This window comes from Candidatus Methylacidiphilum fumarolicum (genome assembly GCF_949774925.1).
Lineage (GTDB): Bacteria > Verrucomicrobiota > Verrucomicrobiia > Methylacidiphilales > Methylacidiphilaceae > Methylacidiphilum > Methylacidiphilum fumarolicum.
The window spans coordinates 1,235,693-1,252,994 of the sequence record NZ_OX458932.1; the positions used below are offsets into that span (position 1 = coordinate 1,235,693).

Below are 17,302 nucleotides of genomic sequence, written 5' to 3' on the forward strand. Positions count from 1 at the left end.
CTCATAAATGAACAATTCTCTCTCCGAAGGGATATGTCCAAGGAGCTCCTTTCTATCATCTCTGATTTCCTAAGCCACATTTATGGGTTATGCAAATACAGAAGGAAAGACCAGAGGTCATGAGGAAAGCCGATGCAGTTGGATAAGACGATGGGTCAATCGATCTCGAACAGAGAGCCTTTGCCGCTCAACGGGAAGAAGCGAGAGTTTCTTGCGGGTTTTTGCCCACGCTACTCAGCTAAGAAAGAGCGTTTTCTTCACTCTTTTCTGGCTTGAGCCACTTTGCAAAAAGCCTCTGCGAACATGGGGAGCAAGGCTATCCCTTGGCGGAAGACTTCGCTTGTCTGAACGGGTTTCAGACTAGATGTGAAAATAGACACTTAAGGATGCCTTCGTGACAGTTAAGAAGAGGTTGCTTGCCTACTCAGCATGAATTGGTCCGAAGGCCCGCTGCAGAGGAGGAAGGAAAGAAACAGAAAAGAGACTTGCCTTTTGGACGCTTCGTTTCATCGGGCAGATCTTCTTATTTCTGCGGGGAGAAACCCTCAATTATCCCTCTGTGCCTTTCCATTCTCATAGGAGAGGAAGGATGCTATATTCCTGCAGTTGCGAAAGGACCTGCAGAAGGCCAGTGGAAAGCCGCCGAGAACACAATCAAGCCATTTGGCGAGCTTCGAGGCCAGCATCTACTAGAACTGCCTCTACTGGACCTTCGAGGAGAAGGGAGGGGGATATATCACCCTCATGAGTCTTTAATTCAGCAAGGAGATTCTAGTGCCTTTGTCCTGCAAAATGGGAATCTCGGGCGACATCCGCCTTGTTCTGAACGAGAGGGGGGATGGAGATCCATTATTTAGCGGCGGTAAAAATTCCGAAGCGGCTTGAAGGCGAAGCCGGTGGCATCGATGCAGGTCTTTCTGAGGTCTTCCCTAAGGATCATGGGATGTGGTATAGGAAAGGCTTTAGTGAGATGCTCTCCTGGTTGACATGCATCCACAAAAAGAGAGGGGAGAACCGGGGTGGGCTTCATGAGATCCAGCGGGACACTAAGTACCTATTCAAGGCCAGGCGGATCCGTAGGAAGAAGCTGGGAGGCGAATATCACCGAAAGCGGCTGCGAAAAATCACAGGTGGAAATCAAACAGCAGCCGAACACAAGCCTGAGCTTATTTATTGCTTCGCAAAAGCTCTCAGCGTCCTCATCAGAGCTCCTTTGCTTTTGGGATCATGCGCCGAGCAAGAAGCTTGCTCTATACATCATCCTGATTCGGACCGAGTCGCTTCGGAACCGAATCGAATTGCTGGTGCCTCTGGGAGGTTCCCATCGAGAGAGGGCCAACCTGGCCTATAGCTCTCTGTCTTTATCCGAATTGCAGGTATGTTCATCCAAAGAACCGTGCCAAAGACAGCTTTGCGTGCCGAGAGGGTGGATAGGAAAGTCATGCGGATTGGATTGGTGCATGCAACCTAAAAGAAATGATTGGACATCCGGAGAATATTGTAGTGGATTCCGAAGAGCCGGCTGCCTGCGATTCTTTCGGAGAAGTTTTCCCATAGGAAGGAAAAACCGCTCGATTGGAAACTCGAGGTGGAGGGCTATTCTAGAGTGGCAGACCCCAGCTATAGACATACACTATCGGATAAGCGCGAAGAAGGAGCAATTGTCATCGTGATTAATGGGAGCATCGACGGATTGTACGCAGCCGGCTCTTCAATCCCATCTCTTTCTCCTAGAGAAAGAAATAGTATTGACAATTCTGTGATCTCCCGGCACAAAACCTAGGCGAAAAGAATAAACTTGGGTAAGGAGCAAGCAAGTTCTGAGTATGTTTTATAGTAATAGATCAAAAGTGTTTTTATTAAATAATTTTTTAAAAAGCGAATTTAGGACAAATCTGTGAAAAAAGGCTATGCTCTTGCTCGTCTTCTGACTTTAGGTTTTTTAAAACTCTTTTTTGATTTTAAAGTCTATGGACAAGAAAATATTCCTTCTTTTCCAGTATTGATTGTAGCAAATCATTGTAGCTATCTTGACCCACCCATTGTGGGCTGTGCGTTTCAAAAAGAAATTTATTTTGTTGCCAGGAAAACTTTGTTTGACAGCTTCTTACTTGGAAAACTTATTGGCTATTTGAACACAATACCTCTGGATCGAGATAAACCTGAAGTTGGTTCGTTTCGGCTCATTCTAGATCTTTTTGAAAAAGAAAAGTCCATCCTTATTTTTCCAGAAGGAACGAGGAGCCCTTCAGGAACTTTGCAAAAAGCTGCTCCAGGGGTAGGATATATTGCCGCAAAAGCAAAAGTGGCTGTGTTGCCCATAAGGATATTTGGTTCTTTTGAGGCCTTTCCAAGGACAGCTAAAATTCCAAAGCCTCATCCGATCAGGGTAGTCATAGGTAAGCCTTATTGGCCTATGCCGTGTCCTCCTGGACTTTCTAAAAAATCGTACTACCAGAATGTCGCTGATGAAATGATGGAAAAAATAGCATCACTCCGCTTCGATGTTAAAATGGATTCTGTACAAAAGGATTTGCTTGTCTAAGGGAAATTTTACAATATTAGTAAAACTATACTTAGATGATTGAAAAAGAAAGGAAAGCTAACAGCAATAGGAAAAATACTATTTCTCTAGCCGAAGCGGATATTGGCTCTATCTTTTATATCCATTCGATAGAGGGAAACGCCGTCGAATGTCATCGGCTTAGGGAGTTGGGATTTTGCGAAAAGGCAGAAGTGGTGAAGATTGCTCATGGAGCGATGACGGTTTGTTTGGTCTGTGGCTCGAAGATAGGACTAAACAAGTTGTTAGCAAAAAGAATTTTTGTTACTTCTGCCAAAAAAGATTCGGCCATTTAATAGCATACAGCTTGTCTATTTTTTTTGTTTAAGTGAAGTAGTTTTTAAAGCGTTCTTTTTGTTTTTATTAGCTTGTTATTATGGCATTGTTAAAGAAAGATGAGCGGGTTTTCAAATCAGAATCAGCCAGTAAGCTTTTCACTTTTGCTCTTGTAGGCAATCCAAATAGTGGAAAAACCACTTTATTTAACGCCCTGACCGGCTTAAGGCAGAAGATTGCAAATTATCCGGGAGTCACCATTGAAAAAAAAGTGGGGATTTTTTACACACTTTATGGAGAAAAATGCCAACTGATCGATCTGCCTGGAACTTATAGCCTTCTACCTAATTCTCCTGACGAAAAAATCACGACTGAAGTGCTATTGGGATTGAGAGAAGACACTCCTAAACCTGACGGCATTATCTGTATTGTTGATGCTTCAAATTTGGAAAGGAGTTTGTATCTTGTTAGCCAGATTCTGGAATTGGACAGACCTGTGGTAATCGTTCTCAATATGATCGATGAACTTGCGGCCAAAGGATGGGAAGTGGATTGTCGGATCCTTTCCCAAAAGTTTAACTGCCCTGTGGTTCCCTGCCAGGCAAATAAAAAGAGTGGTGTAGTTCAGTTAAAAACGGTGTTGAGTAAAGAAATCGCTCGATCGAAACCTTTTGTTCTGAATTATCCAGATTTTATAGAAGAAGAAATTACGACTCTTGAAAATCAGAGTGAAATTCAGGGAATAGGCCCAATTAGTAGAATAATGCTTCTTCTTCTTTTGCTTTCTCCAGATCCAGAAACAACAGCAAAGTTGTTTCGCATGGATTTTCTCATTCAGTCAGTAAAACGGGCTCAGGAAAAAATCGGGAAACTAAAGCCCGACTGGAGGGATGCCGTGGTTAGAGAAAGATTCCTAACTTTGCAACATCTTGTGAAAGGCGCCGTAAAAAAAGGGGTGCATCTTTCTAGAGGCTTAAGTGATATGATCGACCGTTATGTGGCACACCCCTTTTGGGGATGGTTGATTTTTTCTATGGCGATGGCATTGATGTTCCTAGCGGTTTTTGGGATGGGATCTTATCCAAAAGACTTAATAGATGAAGGAATGAGAGCTATTTCAGAAAAGTTTCAAACGGTTTTTCCTCCTGGAGATCTAAGGGATCTTATATGTCAGGGAATCATTGGAGGAGCTGGCAATGTAGTTGTCTTTTTGCCTCAGATCCTTGTGCTTTTTTTCTTCATTGGCTTATTAGAAGATACGGGCTATATGGCTAGAGCGGCCTTTTTAATGGATAAACTCATGAATGCGGTAGGTCTTCATGGAAAATCTTTTTTACCTTTACTTAGCAGTCATGCCTGTGCGATTCCAGGGATCCTAGCCGCTAGGACAATAGATAATCCTAAAGATAGGCTTTTGACTATCCTCATAGCTCCTTTTGCTAGTTGTTCAGCTCGCCTTCCCGTTTATGTTCTTATGTGTGGCGTGCTCTTTTCTCAACATTCCCATCCAGTTTTATGGAGTTCCTTTACTATTTTCTTTCTGTATATTTTGGGGATAGGAGGTGCTTTTTTCTTTGCCTGGATCTTTAAAAAGACTCTTTTTAAAGGCAAACAATCCTTTTTACTTTTGGAATTGCCCCCCTATCGTCGCCCATCGATAAAGTCGATTAGCTTGCAAATGTACGAAAGAGCTTTAGCCTTTCTCAAAAGGGCTGGAACGATCATTGTTTCGGTTTCTATTCTATTGTGGTTTTTAACTTCTCATCCAAAATTTCCTGGAGAATCTAATTCTCAAGCACTTTCTCATAGCTTTGCTGGAAGAATAGGGCATTTTATTGAGCCGGTCATTAAACCTTTAGGTTTTAATTGGAAAATCGGCGTAGGGCTCTTAAGTGCTCAAGCTGCCAGGGAAATGTTCGTCAGCACCATGGGGGTAATTTATACAGGAGAAGAAACCAAGGAGAATATTCTTCCTTTGGCTCAAGCTATGCGCAAGGATAAATGGCCAGATGGAAAAGAAGTGTTCAGTCCCTTAAGCTGTTTTTCGTTGATGATCTATTTTGCTTTTTCTTTGCAATGTTTAAGTACTGTTGCTGTTGTGAGACGAGAAACCGGCTCATGGAAATGGGCGCTTTTTCAGTTTGCCTATATGACTTCCTTTGCTTATTTTTGTGCTTTCCTATTTTATCAAATAGGTTTATTATTAGGTTTTAGTTAATTAGATGAATTTAGAGAACTATTAAATGAAATGGCAGAGTGTTATTAGTGGTATCCTTGTATGCATGGCCTTGATTTATCTAATATGGATATACAGGAGAAAGGGCAGTGGTTCATGTGGCTGTGACAAATGTATAAAAGAAAAAAAGGTAGATCCATTCTCTTGAGATCTAGCCTAACCGTGACAGCTCTTGATTTTTTCTTTATTCCTAATTTTTTCTAATAAGAGGCATTTTTTTAAGGAGCATTGAAAAAAGGATAAGTTATAAAAGTTATAATAAGAGAGGATAAAAATGGTAGAAATGACTTTAGCGTCGATTCCTGATTTTGTAGAAGGAAGCATTGTCAAGGGAAAAGTTGTAGACAAAAATTCTAAGGAAGTGGTTGTAGACATTGGCTACAAATCCGAAGGTATCATTCCCCTAAGTGAATTTGAAGAGCCCGAATCGATACAGGTTGGACAAGAAATAGAAGTTTTATTGGAGAGCTTGGAAAATGAAGAGGGAATGGTCGTTCTTTCTAGGCAAAAAGCCGCGCAAAAACAGAATTGGGATAAGATCTTAAAAACATTTGAAGAAGGCGGGACGATCACTGGGAAAGTTAAGCAGGTTGTTAAGGGAGGATTAATGTTAAACATTGGAGTGGAGGCCTTTTTGCCTGCCTCTCAGATCGATGTAGTCCCACCCAAAAATTTGAAGGAATATGAAGGAGCCACGCTAACCTGCAAAATCGTCAAAATTAGTGAAGAAAGAAAAAATGTTGTTTTATCAAGAAGGGAAATTGTAGAAGCAGAAAGAAATCAAAAAAGACTTCAATTTTTGGAAAAAGTTCATGTTGGGGATCTTGTAAAAGGAGTAGTCAAAAACGTTACGGATTTTGGAGCTTTTATCGATTTGGATGGCATTGATGGGCTTATTCATATTACGGATATGAGCTGGGGTCGAATCAATCACCCTTCTGAAATTCTTAAAGTGGGTCAAGAAATCGAGGTGGTTGTCATCGATGTGGATAGGGAAAAAGAAAGGGTTTCTCTTGGACTAAAACAGAAAACGCCAAATCCCTGGGAAAATATTGAGGAAAAATATCCTGTAGGCACAAAGGTCAAAGGGAAAGTAGTCAATCTTGCTCCTTATGGAGCGTTTATAGAACTTGAACCTGGAATTGAAGGATTGGTACATATTTCAGAAATATCATGGACGCAAAAGATAACAAAACCAAGTGAAGTCCTTTCTATGGGGCAGGAAGTAGAAGCGATGGTTCTTGATATCAATAAAGCAGAACAGAAGCTTTCTTTAAGTCTAAAGGCTTTGGAAGTAAATCCATGGGATAAAGCCTCTGAACTTTACCCTCCTGGTACTATTGTCAAAGGTAAAGTGAAGAACTTTTCAGCCTATGGTGCTTATATTGAATTGGAAAATGCTTTAGATGGTTTCATTCATGTTAATGACTTGTCTTGGACACGAAAAATCAACCATCCTTCCGAAGTCCTTAAAAAAGGAGAAGAAATAGAAGCGAAGGTACTAGAGATTGACAAAACTAATCAGAAAATACTTCTTGGAATCAAGCAGTTGACAGAAGATCCATGGAAAGAAATTGAAAAGAAATACAAAGTAGGAGAAATAGTTAGCGGAAAAGTGAGTAAAATTGCCAGTTTTGGTGCATTTATTCAACTTGCTGATGAGATCGATGGGCTAGTACATATCTCTCAGATAAGTGCGGATCGGGTGGCTAAAGTGAAGGATGTGCTGAAGGTTGGTCAGGAGGTGAGTGCTCGAATCATTAAAATTGATAAAGAGGAACGTCGCATTGGCCTTTCTATTAAAGCTCTTCATTATACGCCTGAACAGCTTGAAAAAGAAAGAGAAAAAATGGAGTTTAGTAGGCCAGCAGAAGAGCTTGGATCCTTGGAAGATGCATTTAGCAAAGCTGAAGAAGATTATCGGCCTGGAGAATCAAAAAAGAAAAGCTAACAGACTTCTCTTAGCGCCCAAGTTGGTTAAAAATAGGCATACCGAGAAGGTTTTTGGGCTTGTCCACACTCTTGCTACTAAGCGCCATTATTCTTGAACAATAGGATATAAGACTTTTAGACAAGGCTAAGAAGAAGCAATCAACAACAGTATTTTCTCCCTATAAGTAGAGAGTGCTTTTTGCCCTAAGTTCTTTTCTATCGATTTCTTGATAAATCATGCTGTCAATAGAGAAATAGAAAAAACATATTTAATCGTGCCCATATTTTCCACTATGTTATGCATAGGGGAAAAATAGTATTACTTTTTAGAAATTTCTTCTCTATTGTTTTTTTTAGTTAACTACTTTATCCTAAAAGAATAGAATCTTTACTTTTTATTTTTAGAATAAAGAGGACATATCATGACAGATCATGATACAACTTTATCTGGACAAAAGGAATGTCAAACGGGATTGACGGGGATTGTTCTATTTTATTTTTTTATGCTTAGTTTAATCTCATTCTTGGGATGGGGCTCTTTAAATATTTTTCTTGAGGGGATGGGCAAACCCCTGGATGGTTTGTATGCATTGATCTGGCTTGTGGTTTTTTTCGTGGTTGCTGGATTTTTTTCTAGGCAGCTCCGTTGTTCACTATCAGAAGAGATTGAAAGTTAATTTTTCAAAAAGGAGAAAAGTATGAGCGAGGCTCAACTAAAACCAGGGCAACAGCAAATAGCCCCTGAAAAAAAAATTCCTCCTCCGGTTGGAACTCTTTTTGTTTTGATCCTCTATCTTGCCATTCTTGTTGGAATGTGGCTTTTCATGTTTTTTGAAATGGTGGAAAGGAGGTAGCTCAGATGGAAAAACTAGAAAAAATTTATGTCTGGCTTTCTATAGGCATTCTTTTGGCTTTCATAGTAGCTCTTATTTATGCTTCGGTAATTTTGGCTGTAAGAGTTCCTACTGATGTTGGTCAGATTGTTCCAAATCCTGGAGAGGCTTTGGCTTCGGCAACTATGCGAACCCCCCCATTTGATCAGCCAGGAGTTCAGGAAGTGGCTCCTGGAAAATATAAAGTCGTAGTGCTAGGACAAGCATGGATGTTTAATCCTCCTTCCATAGAGCTTCCTATAGGAGCTGATGTTACTTTCTATGGGACTAGTTTGGATATCGATCATGGTTTTTTCATTCCTAATACAGATGTGAATATGATGCTTTTACCTGGACAGGTTTCTATCCTTAGGCACAAATTTGATAAAGCTGGAGTTTATCGAATTATTTGTCATGAGTACTGTGGTACCCTACATCATCTCATGACTGGAACTATTACCGTAAAATAAAACAAGAAAAACAAAAATGAGCGCTATTGTTCAAGCCCAAACCGAAGTAGTCCAAGACCCAAAACATTTTGAACTTTCCCCTGCAAACCGCCGCTGGATTTTATGGTCTATCCTTTTTGGCTTCGCTGCGCTGGCCTTTGGGGTTTTTCAGGGTTTTGTTCAAGGATTGAATTATGCAGGGATTAGCCTTTTTACGTTTTTGCCTGGAATGAAAACCTATTATGAAGGGTTGACAGCCCATGGGGTGCTTAATGCTTTTATATTCACTTTTGCTGAAGCCAATGGATGGCTTTCCTTGACTACAGCTAGAGCTTTAGGCAGAAATCTAAACTCAAGGTTACTTGCTTTATCTTTTGTACTTTTGGTATTAGGAACAGTGTTTGCTGGAATTCCTATATTTCTTGGTAAGGCCAGTGTGCTTTATACTTTTTATCCGCCATTACGAGCGCATTGGGCATTTTATTTTGGAATCGCGCTAGCTGTAGTTAGCACCTGGATTATTTCCGCTGCCCAACTATGGGCTCTAGCAGAATGGAGAAAGGAACATAAAGGTGAGAGGATTCCTCTCATGGCTTATGTTTCAATAATGACCTATATCATGTGGGATATTTCTTCTTTGGGCGCAGCAATTGAGGATCTTTTCCTTTTGCTTCCTTGGTCCTTGAATCTTCTTCCAGGCTCTGATCCACTGTTGAGTCGAGTACTCTTTTGGTATACGGGTCATCAGATCGTCTACTATTGGCTACTTCCTGCTTATGTTTCATGGTACATCTTCATTCCCAGGATGGTGAATGGTAAACTCTTCAGTGACTCGCTTGCTCGGATTGCCTTTATAATGTTTGTGGTCCTGGTACCAGTAGGATTCCACCATCAATATACTGATCCAGGGGTAGGTAATTACTTCAAGATTGCTGTTCTTATTCTCACTTTTGGCATAGCTTTCCCTAGTCTTCTCACAGCATTTTCTATCATGTATGCCTTAGAAATTGGAGGCAGAGCCAATGGAGGCAAGGGGATACTTGGTTGGTTCTTAAAACTGCCATGGAGTAACCCTGCTGTGAGTGCTCAGGTGTTGGCCATGATTGCTTTTTTGCCTGGAGGAATAACTGGAATCATGAATGCTAGCTATAATATGAATCTTCTGATCCACAATACGACTTTTGTTCCTGGACATTTTCACCTTACCCTTGGATCGGCTGTTACCCTTTCTTACTTTGGAATTGCTTATTGGCTTATTCCTTATTTAACAAGAAGGAAGTTAGCTTTAGAAAAAATCGCAAAATGGCAGCCGTGGGTTTATTTTCTTGGTATATTGATTTTTGCTCGAGGAGAGATTTCTGGTGGAATACTGGGTATGCCAAGAAGAACTGCCTTAGCTATTATCAATTATGAGCCTTTACCTGGCTGGAAACTAGCTGGTGCGCTGACTGGAATTGGTGGAACCATTATGTTCATTGGATGTGTTTTATTCTTTCTTGTTATTTTCTTTACTCTGATTCAAGGCAAAAAAATGGAAAGCACAGGGGATTTGCCATTTACTGAAACCTACCTAGGGGCTGCCCCATCAGGTTGGCAACTCATACTCGATAAACTCTCTTATTGGGTTTTACTCTCTTTCATTTTAATTGCTCTGGTCTATGGTCCTTTTTTGCTTACACACCTGCCGCCAAAATTAAATTCCCCACCTTTTCAGGGATTCTGAAAAAAAAGAGCCTACAGTAGAGCTCCTTAGTTTTTTACCTCAATCTTTTATTACTTTCTGTTGTTGACATCTTCCTCCCTGTATCAATGTTGGTGATTTTTACTGTGTTAAAACTAAGCCATCTAATCACCCCTACATTGCGCTAAAATGGATCCTGTAGATCACAACAAAAACAGTTGCTCATTTCTTTTGACCGAACAGGGGAAAAAAATTGCTATGCTCTTATTAACTATTCATTTTTCAAACCAAATAACCTTTTCCATCCACAGAATTTTTTTTAAATATCAGAATATTTAGACTAAAAAAAGAATGAAATGGCTCCTTTGCTTATAGAATCAAGAGTCCTGAGCAATGGAATTGTAACAAAAATGTAACGTGCAAGGAACTATTGATTTTGTTAAAAAAAGGAAGCGGGGGATGAGCTTTAAAATAAAAAAAGACGGGAATAAGAAGGTCTGGAATTTGCTTTTTATAATAGGAGAGTAGTAAGAATTTTTGCTAACAGTTAAAAATGAGGAAGAACGATCACAAGAGGTTAAAATGAATCCTTTTTTTTATAATTGTAAGACAAATCGCTATTTCTGGCGAACTTTCTTTTGGAACCTGTGCCTAAGTATTTTACCTTTTTGTTTTCTTGGTTTTTCACTTTATGGACAAGAAATACCTGTTGTGGATACTAATCAGCCAGTTACAACTCAGGAAAATCAGACAGAAGAAAATGCTACCCCCATAAAGGATGCTTCTTCAGCAAGCTTAAATAATAGTGCCTCTACCGTTTCTTCTGATACTCAGGCTAGAGCCGAAGGAGACGCTGAGAACACTTCTCCTCAACAAGATACGGCTTCTCAAGCTCCATCCCAGAAAGAAGGAAATGAAATAAAAAATCCAAAAGAGATAAGTAAGGAAGAAGCTCTGGGTCCAAAAACTGGAATTTATTTCGGTATTTTTGGAGGTGCAGCCTTTCCAATGAGTAATGGAATAAGTGCTCTGAATTCTCCACCCTTGTTTTCTGCTGGTGGGAAAACACATGGGGATACTGCTGGGGTAGGAGGAATTCAAGTTGGTTATAACTTTTCTTCCTACAAGCTAGATTCTCATGGCGATTATTGGCTTCAACCGGCTGCTCAATTTGAAGCTTATTATATAGGTCAAGAAAATATTTCTTCTACTTTAGTAGGAGGAGTCGCAGGCACCCCCATGACTAACACTCCGTATGGATTTAATTCTCAATTAAATATGGGTATCTTTGTTTTTGATGGCGTGATTCGATTTGTGAATCCTACTAAGATTGTTCCCTATATAGGAGGAGGTATTGGTGGGGCTTATCTCGATTCTTCAGGAACTAATTTTATTGCTCCGGGTGGGATAAATTATCTTTCCGGTCATAGCTACTCTCAGGGAGCCTTTGTAGGGCAAGGTCTTGCTGGGGTACAATACAATTTTACCGATCATTGGACTGCTTTTATTGAATATAAAATACTTTGGATAAAAGAAACTGAATTTTCTTATCAAATGATCAATGGGAATACCATGTTAATAAAATATCCTCAGTCTTTCAACATGGCCCTTGGAGGGATCAGATATAATTTTTGATAAAAAATAAAGAATTTTAGCTGAGCATAAATTGAAACAACGTCAATATAATCACTTTAGCGCTTCATAGCTGGAGTAAGGTAGGTGCTTCTTCGTTGGATCTTTCCTTTATATTCAACTTATACATCCTGAACTAAAATTTTTTCTTTTGGCTATTCTTTTAATGGATGGTGCGATAGGAGACTTTTTGTAATAGCCGAGAAAATTCGCCTGTGAGAACCCATCCGATCATAGAAGCTCTTCAATAGGAAAGGAACTGTACACTTATCTGCATTCCTTTTCGACGACAATGAAAAATATGATTTTTCTTTAGCTTTATTTTATTACTGCTCCTAAAAACATCCTTGAGCCCTGCTTACGCCTGACCCAAGTTCGTTCTTTTCGCCTTGATTTTGGACCGGGATAACCCGGAATTGTCAAGACCGTTTCGTTCTCCTGAGGAACGGTGTGTTTTGATGGATCGACAACGGGCGATCCACCGACGCTCCCACGAGTCGCGATGGAACCGCTCCCGCTTCGCCTCCATCCGCTGCGGTTGGCCGATGCCTGGAGTCGTCCGCTCTGGAACAGTCTCCTTCATTGGGATTCCAATCGGGCAGTATCCCACTATTACGGGTAAACCTCTCCAATTGCATCGCATGCAGCCAGTTCTGCGGTGTCTACAGGGATATCTCCGGATCCCTGATCCCTTTTTTGAAGTTGCATGCCCCAACCCGATCCATACGGCTCTCGTACCCGAAATGCAGACATGCGAACCGGTCTCTGGCGCTGTTCTTTGGAATGGATATACCCGCACCGAGGACAGAGCCCAAAAGCTATAGGCTGGATGGACCTCTCTCTGGTCGAGAACCTCCCCCTGTCAACAGCAATTCGATTCGCTCCCGAAGCGCCTCGGTCCGCATCTGGATGATGCACCGGGAATGCTCTTTACTTTTGGCGTTCCCATATTATATGTAGGACCTCAGAAACAAGTACTGAAGGTCTTCGTAATATAAGAGGAAGGCTTAGGCTTGTATTTATTTGCCGCTCGATTGTCGACTGCATCTTGCGCAGCCGCATTCAGCGCTTTTCTCCGCTCAGGTTGTTTCTGCCGATCCACCTGGTCTTAAACGAGCCCTTGGCATTCCCCCGGATCGCCTGAAGCCTGCCCCGCTTCTCTCCCTTCTCCTAGTGAACGCAAGACAACCGGACGAGCAGCTCACCGCAGCTTTTCCCATACCGCTTCCCATGATCGTCGGTGAAGACTTTGGAGAGACCGGCTTCGATGCCACCGGCTTCGCCTTCCCGTCGCTTCGAAATCTTCACTGCCGCTGAATAATGGATCTCCACCCGCCTCTCGTTCAGAACGAGGCGGATGTCGCCCCGAATCTACGACTTGCCGCTCTCAAGACCCATGAGGGAGATATACTGTACTCTCCCTTCTCCTCGAAGGTCCGGTACATGCAGGTGTTGAAACTCGCCGAGCGGCTCGATCATTTCTTGGCAGCCTTCCGATGAGCTTTCGTAAGTCCCTGCGCAGTCACAGGAGAATGGCACTTACCTTTCCCAGGAAACCGGAAAGGCTGAGGCCTCGACGGCTTCTCCTCGCAGAAGCAGGGAGATTCGCCTGGCAGAACGCAGCGTCTAAAAGGTAAATCGCTTTTTGGTTTCTGTCCTTCCTTCCCTGCGGCAGATCTTCGAACCGATCACCGCCAAGGAGACGAACAGCCACTTATCAACCGTCTCGTAGGCATCCTGGAGCGCCCGCTTCCATATCCGGTCCTGCAACCCGTTTGGACTAGCATGGTCTTCCGTCACAAGCTTGTCCCGCTCTCCGCGTTCGCCGAGGCTTTCCACGAAGCGGTTCAAGCCAAAGAAAGAGGCGAGAAACCGCTCTTTTTCGGCTGCGGAGCGAAGGCAGAGATCCTATAGCATCTTGCGCTTCTTCCGGTTGAGCAGGCAGGCTTTCTGCTCGGGATCGTTCGGCACATCGTCTTATCCGGCCTCATTGGCTTTCCCTATTGCTCCCTGGTCTTTTCTTTTGTATTTGAGCAAACCGAAAAGAGGGCTTGGGAAAGTAGGGAAGGATCACAAGGAGCTCTTTGGGCATTTCTTCCTGTGGAAAGAGGGACTTGCCCGTTCATGACGGGAAGTTTAGTCCTAAGAGAGAAGCAAGACTTCTAGGGGCCATTCAAAACCGAACCGGAACAGCCGGTCCTTGTGGCGACAATGATCCCGGAGATCTCGGCCCATTCCTCCAGCTCCATCAGACGTGAAAAAATTCTTTCTCTTGTAGTTTAGTCCGCTGCTTTCAATCCCCAAGCCGTTCAGCCACCGTATTGCTTTGTGACAGGCAGAACCGTTCCAGCGCTTCCCACTGATCCTTCAGATCCTCCTTTTGCCCAGAGCTTGAGACTTTTGTATGCAAACTGGTGCGACGTTCTCGTCGTGTCTTTTGATTGATCCCCCGCAAGGTAGTCCTCGTGGGGGGAATACCGCCGGTTTGTCGGGGTCTGTTAGGCAAGCAACACCCTTCTAGACGATAATCATTGCTGCCTGTTTAGGCTCTAACCAATCAGCACACCAAACTTCTTCGGCGAATAGATGTTCGCCTTATCTATTTATAACTAGATTGGCAGGCAATAGCAATAACGATTCTTTACTTTTAAAAAGCAATTCTTTTGAATTGGAAAAGTAAATAGTTTGTCGAGAAAATATTATGCCTTGTATTCCTGTATTCCAGTAATTTTTCATGGAGAGAAAGATCTACATGGGAAGAAAATGGAAAAATGTTAGATAGAAAGAACAAATAGCGTTTTACTGTAGTTTATTTTGTATAAAAGAGATGATCCAGAAAAAATCGATTGAAAGGACTTTTGATAGCCCTCAATCTTTATTTATTTCTTCTACAAGTTCAGAATTTTCTAAGGCAAAAGATCTTCTCGTAATCGACATTGGGGGGCATAATGTCAAAGTCTATTGTTCAGAAGTAGACGACGTGAAAAAAATACCTTCAGGGAAGGATTTTACGCCTAAAAAACTTATCGAAGCAGTCCAGCGAGATGTTTTGAAAAAAAAATACTCTAAGATTGCAATCGGTTTTCCAGGGCCAGTTAAAGACAACAAGCCAATAGAAGAGCCAAAACATTTGGGGTTAGGTTGGAAGAATTATGATTTTACAGCTGCTTTTGGGTTACCTTGCAAAGTAATTAATGATGCGGCGATGCAGGCATTGGGAAGTTATTGGGGAGGAACTATGCTATTTTTAGGTCTTGGGACAGGACTTGGATCGGCTCTTATTGTTAAAGGTACTTTACAGCCTCTTGAACTTCAAGCTTGTCCCTATCGCAGAGGCAAAACGGTAGAGGAATATGTGAGCACGGAAGGATTAAAAGAATTAGGTCATAGAAAATGGAATCGGCATGTTCTTAAAGCGATTGAGCTTTTCCGATATATGCTTCAAGTCGATTATGTAGTCGTAGGAGGAGGAAATTCAAAATTTCTTAATGATTTACCTTCAAATACATTTTTGGGAAGCAATCAATTTGCATTTTTAGGAGGAATTAGGCTTTGGGAAGGCATCCCTAAGGAATTTTGTTCAAACATGTTTTTTCGCCCTAAGCACTAATTTATAAAGAGCTTTTCCAAAGAATTATGATGAGCTTACATGTATTGACATGGGGGATTATTTTCATAAATTCTTAGAATGAAAATAGTAAAAGCATTACTTGTTGTTCTAGCGTTTATATTGCTGTTTTTTGCTCCACATCTGACCCATCTTTTCGAAAGGACTCAAAGGCAAGTTGTAGAGAATAAAGCTATTGAGAATGGATTAGAAAGGATGCAAAAAGAGCAGCAGGCTAAGATTCCTTCTCCTTCTCAGCCTTAGGTAAAATGTTATAATACAAAATTAAAAATATTTTGCCCATTTGGAGGAGATGGTTATTCAGCATAGAAAATCCGGTAAATGATATTATTCCCATCATCAGCTAAAAGAAGACTTCCATCCGGCAAGAATAATAGGCCACATGGTCTTCCCCAGGTTTTGGAAGGATAAGAATTAAGCAAAAAGCCAGTCATAAAGTCTTCGTAATATCCTTTAGGCCGATGGTTTTCTCCAAAAGGAACAAAAACAATCTTATATCCAGTCGCCTGCTTTCTATTCCAAGAGCCATGAAGAGCTACAAAGGCCCCGTTTTTGTAATGTTCTGGCAAGTTAGAATCAGGGGGAGGAAAGGCTAAACCAAGAGCTGCAGAATGACTTTGAAAGAGAACATCAGGAGTTTTTGTCGATTGTATAAGCTCCTTTGCTTTCGTTCCTTCAATTCTATTTTTCCAACGTGGATCGATAAATTCAGGACTTAAATAACAATAAGGCCATCCATAGAATGCCCCTTTTTCGACTCGTGTTAAGTAATCAGGCACAAGATCATCACCAAGCCAATCTCTTTCGTTTACTGTAACATAAAGATCCGAGCTATGAGGATAAAAGGCGAGCCCTACCGGGTTTCTTAAGCCTCTAGCATAAATCTCTGAGCTGTTTGATTTTATCTTCAAGGTTACGATGGATGCCCTAGGAGGAGGATCTTCATCTACATTGGTTTTTGAACCAACAGTAACAAAAAGAACTTGACCATCAGGTGACAAAGCTAAAGTCCGGCTCCAATGATTGCCACTCCCTGGCAGAGAAAGAATCTTTCTCCCTCTTCCTTCTAGTTTTTTTTGCCCTTCTTTGTAAGGAAAGACAAGCACACCATCGGTGTTGGCAACATAAAAAGAGTCCTTAGAAAATACCATTCCAAAAGGTAAGTGGAGACCATTGGAAATATCAGCAAAAATTGAAATTTTATCTACAACGCCATCTTTGTCGTTGTCTTCAAGCAACATGATTCGGCTTGAGTAGGATTCAGCAACAAGAACATCTCCTGTAGGCGTTAGGGCAAGCCATCGAGGATTATCTAAATCCTTTGCATAAATGTTTACTTTGAATCCAGGAGGAAGATGAAGAGTGGCTTTGGCAGGTGGTGGAACAATTTGAGGCCAGTTGTTTGAACCATGGACTACAGGCTTTGGAAGTTTTTGAAGATCAATCGTAATTTTCTGAGGACTCATGTTTTCGCTGATGAGTAAGGCATGGCCCTCTTTTATCCACAACAAGCATAAAAAGACAAAGAGAAGGACTGTTATTTTATTACAGACATTCATTGCAGCGAGTATTTTTTATAGATCGATTATCTAGAAGCAGCGAAAGTCCCCATCAGCTCGGCAGAAGCAAGGACATGACCATGGATTTTTTTTAGTAAATCGCTTTTGGTGGATCCTTTCGGTAAATTCAATATTTGGTCGAGCGCATAAGCCCGAAAATAATAACGATGAACTCCAGATGGGGGAGCAGGACCGTCGTATCTGGTATTACCAAAATCATTCCTGCCAGGGACAGCGCCATCAGGTGTTTGTCCCTTTTTTATCGTGTGGACATCAGGCGGTATATTCCATAATACCCAATGTACCCAAGTTCCTCGTGGAGCATCAGGATCATCCATAACGAGTGCTAAGGACTTCGTGTTTTGTGGAACATCTTCCAATTTCAATTCTGGAGATTTATTTTCAGCCCCATAAGCACAGAAAGAAGGTAATGGCTGACCATTTTCAAAATCCGGTGAAGACAACTTCATAGAC

General features: G+C 41.5%; 17 protein-coding genes. 13 read left to right on the forward strand and 4 right to left on the reverse strand.

Annotated elements, in window-relative coordinates; translation table 11 throughout:
• The first annotated feature begins 416 nt into the window (after window positions 1-416).
• From QOL44_RS05640 to QOL44_RS05690, 11 genes are all read left to right on the forward strand, one after another.
• Window positions 417-857: a hypothetical protein gene (locus QOL44_RS05640; RefSeq protein WP_009058688.1), complete on the forward strand. Its 441-nt coding sequence runs from the start codon at window positions 417-419 to the stop codon at window positions 855-857.
• Window positions 839-1,351 carry a hypothetical protein gene (locus QOL44_RS05645; RefSeq protein ID WP_045086637.1) on the forward strand — a complete coding sequence of 171 codons (513 nt, stop codon included), beginning with the start codon at window positions 839-841 and terminating at the stop codon, window positions 1,349-1,351. The genes QOL44_RS05640 and QOL44_RS05645 overlap by 19 nt, the downstream gene beginning before the upstream one ends.
• Window positions 1,352-1,897: 546 nt before the next feature.
• Window positions 1,898-2,545, forward strand: coding sequence for a lysophospholipid acyltransferase family protein (locus tag QOL44_RS05650; protein WP_009058683.1), 648 nt, complete (start codon window positions 1,898-1,900; stop codon window positions 2,543-2,545).
• 35 nt (window positions 2,546-2,580) lie between these two features.
• On the forward strand, window positions 2,581-2,859 hold the full coding sequence (locus QOL44_RS05655; protein ID WP_009058681.1) for a FeoA family protein: 279 nt from the start codon (window positions 2,581-2,583) through the stop codon (window positions 2,857-2,859).
• 80 nt (window positions 2,860-2,939) lie between these two features.
• Window positions 2,940-5,057: a ferrous iron transport protein B gene (feoB, locus tag QOL44_RS05660; protein ID WP_009058679.1), complete on the forward strand. Its 2,118-nt coding sequence runs from the start codon at window positions 2,940-2,942 to the stop codon at window positions 5,055-5,057.
• Between the two features lie 292 nt (window positions 5,058-5,349).
• Window positions 5,350-7,026 carry a 30S ribosomal protein S1 gene (locus QOL44_RS05665; protein ID WP_009058678.1) on the forward strand — a complete coding sequence of 559 codons (1,677 nt, stop codon included), beginning with the start codon at window positions 5,350-5,352 and terminating at the stop codon, window positions 7,024-7,026.
• A gap of 403 nt (window positions 7,027-7,429) precedes the next feature.
• Window positions 7,430-7,684 carry a hypothetical protein gene (locus tag QOL44_RS05670; protein ID WP_009058677.1) on the forward strand — a complete coding sequence of 85 codons (255 nt, stop codon included), beginning with the start codon at window positions 7,430-7,432 and terminating at the stop codon, window positions 7,682-7,684.
• Between the two features lie 21 nt (window positions 7,685-7,705).
• Complete coding sequence (locus QOL44_RS05675; protein ID WP_009058676.1) at window positions 7,706-7,861, forward strand: hypothetical protein; 156 nt, start codon at window positions 7,706-7,708, stop codon at window positions 7,859-7,861.
• A gap of 5 nt (window positions 7,862-7,866) precedes the next feature.
• Window positions 7,867-8,349: a cytochrome c oxidase subunit II gene (locus QOL44_RS05680; RefSeq protein ID WP_009058675.1), complete on the forward strand. Its 483-nt coding sequence runs from the start codon at window positions 7,867-7,869 to the stop codon at window positions 8,347-8,349.
• Window positions 8,350-8,365: 16 nt separating this feature from the next.
• Window positions 8,366-10,051 (forward strand): cbb3-type cytochrome c oxidase subunit I, encoded by a 1,686-nt coding sequence (locus tag QOL44_RS05685; protein ID WP_009058674.1) that lies wholly within the window; start codon window positions 8,366-8,368, stop codon window positions 10,049-10,051.
• Between the two features lie 540 nt (window positions 10,052-10,591).
• A complete protein-coding gene (locus tag QOL44_RS05690) occupies window positions 10,592-11,644 on the forward strand; it encodes an outer membrane protein (protein WP_009058670.1) in 1,053 nt (350 codons plus the stop codon).
• A 609-nt stretch (window positions 11,645-12,253) separates the two neighbouring features.
• Here QOL44_RS05690 and QOL44_RS05695 read toward each other — a convergent pair.
• Window positions 12,254-12,559 carry a hypothetical protein gene (locus tag QOL44_RS05695; protein ID WP_052671953.1) on the reverse strand — a complete coding sequence of 102 codons (306 nt, stop codon included), beginning with the start codon at window positions 12,557-12,559 and terminating at the stop codon, window positions 12,254-12,256.
• A 1,082-nt stretch (window positions 12,560-13,641) separates the two neighbouring features.
• Window positions 13,642-13,767 (reverse strand): hypothetical protein, encoded by a 126-nt coding sequence (locus tag QOL44_RS05700; protein ID WP_283401156.1) that lies wholly within the window; start codon window positions 13,765-13,767, stop codon window positions 13,642-13,644.
• Between the two features lie 701 nt (window positions 13,768-14,468).
• On the opposite strand from QOL44_RS05700, the gene QOL44_RS05705 reads away from it, so the two are divergent.
• Window positions 14,469-15,251 (forward strand): ROK family protein, encoded by a 783-nt coding sequence (locus tag QOL44_RS05705; RefSeq protein ID WP_009058667.1) that lies wholly within the window; start codon window positions 14,469-14,471, stop codon window positions 15,249-15,251.
• Between the two features lie 78 nt (window positions 15,252-15,329).
• Window positions 15,330-15,512, forward strand: a complete 183-nt coding sequence (locus QOL44_RS05710; RefSeq protein WP_009058665.1) for a hypothetical protein — start codon at window positions 15,330-15,332, stop codon at window positions 15,510-15,512.
• Window positions 15,513-15,565: 53 nt separating this feature from the next.
• On the opposite strand, the gene QOL44_RS05715 is transcribed toward QOL44_RS05710, so the two are convergent.
• Window positions 15,566-16,828, reverse strand: coding sequence for a PQQ-dependent sugar dehydrogenase (locus QOL44_RS05715; RefSeq protein WP_009058664.1), 1,263 nt, complete (start codon window positions 16,826-16,828; stop codon window positions 15,566-15,568).
• Window positions 16,829-16,854: 26 nt separating this feature from the next.
• Window positions 16,855-17,298, reverse strand: a complete 444-nt coding sequence (locus tag QOL44_RS05720; protein WP_009058663.1) for a YbhB/YbcL family Raf kinase inhibitor-like protein — start codon at window positions 17,296-17,298, stop codon at window positions 16,855-16,857.
• Between the last annotated feature and the right edge of the window lie 4 nt (window positions 17,299-17,302).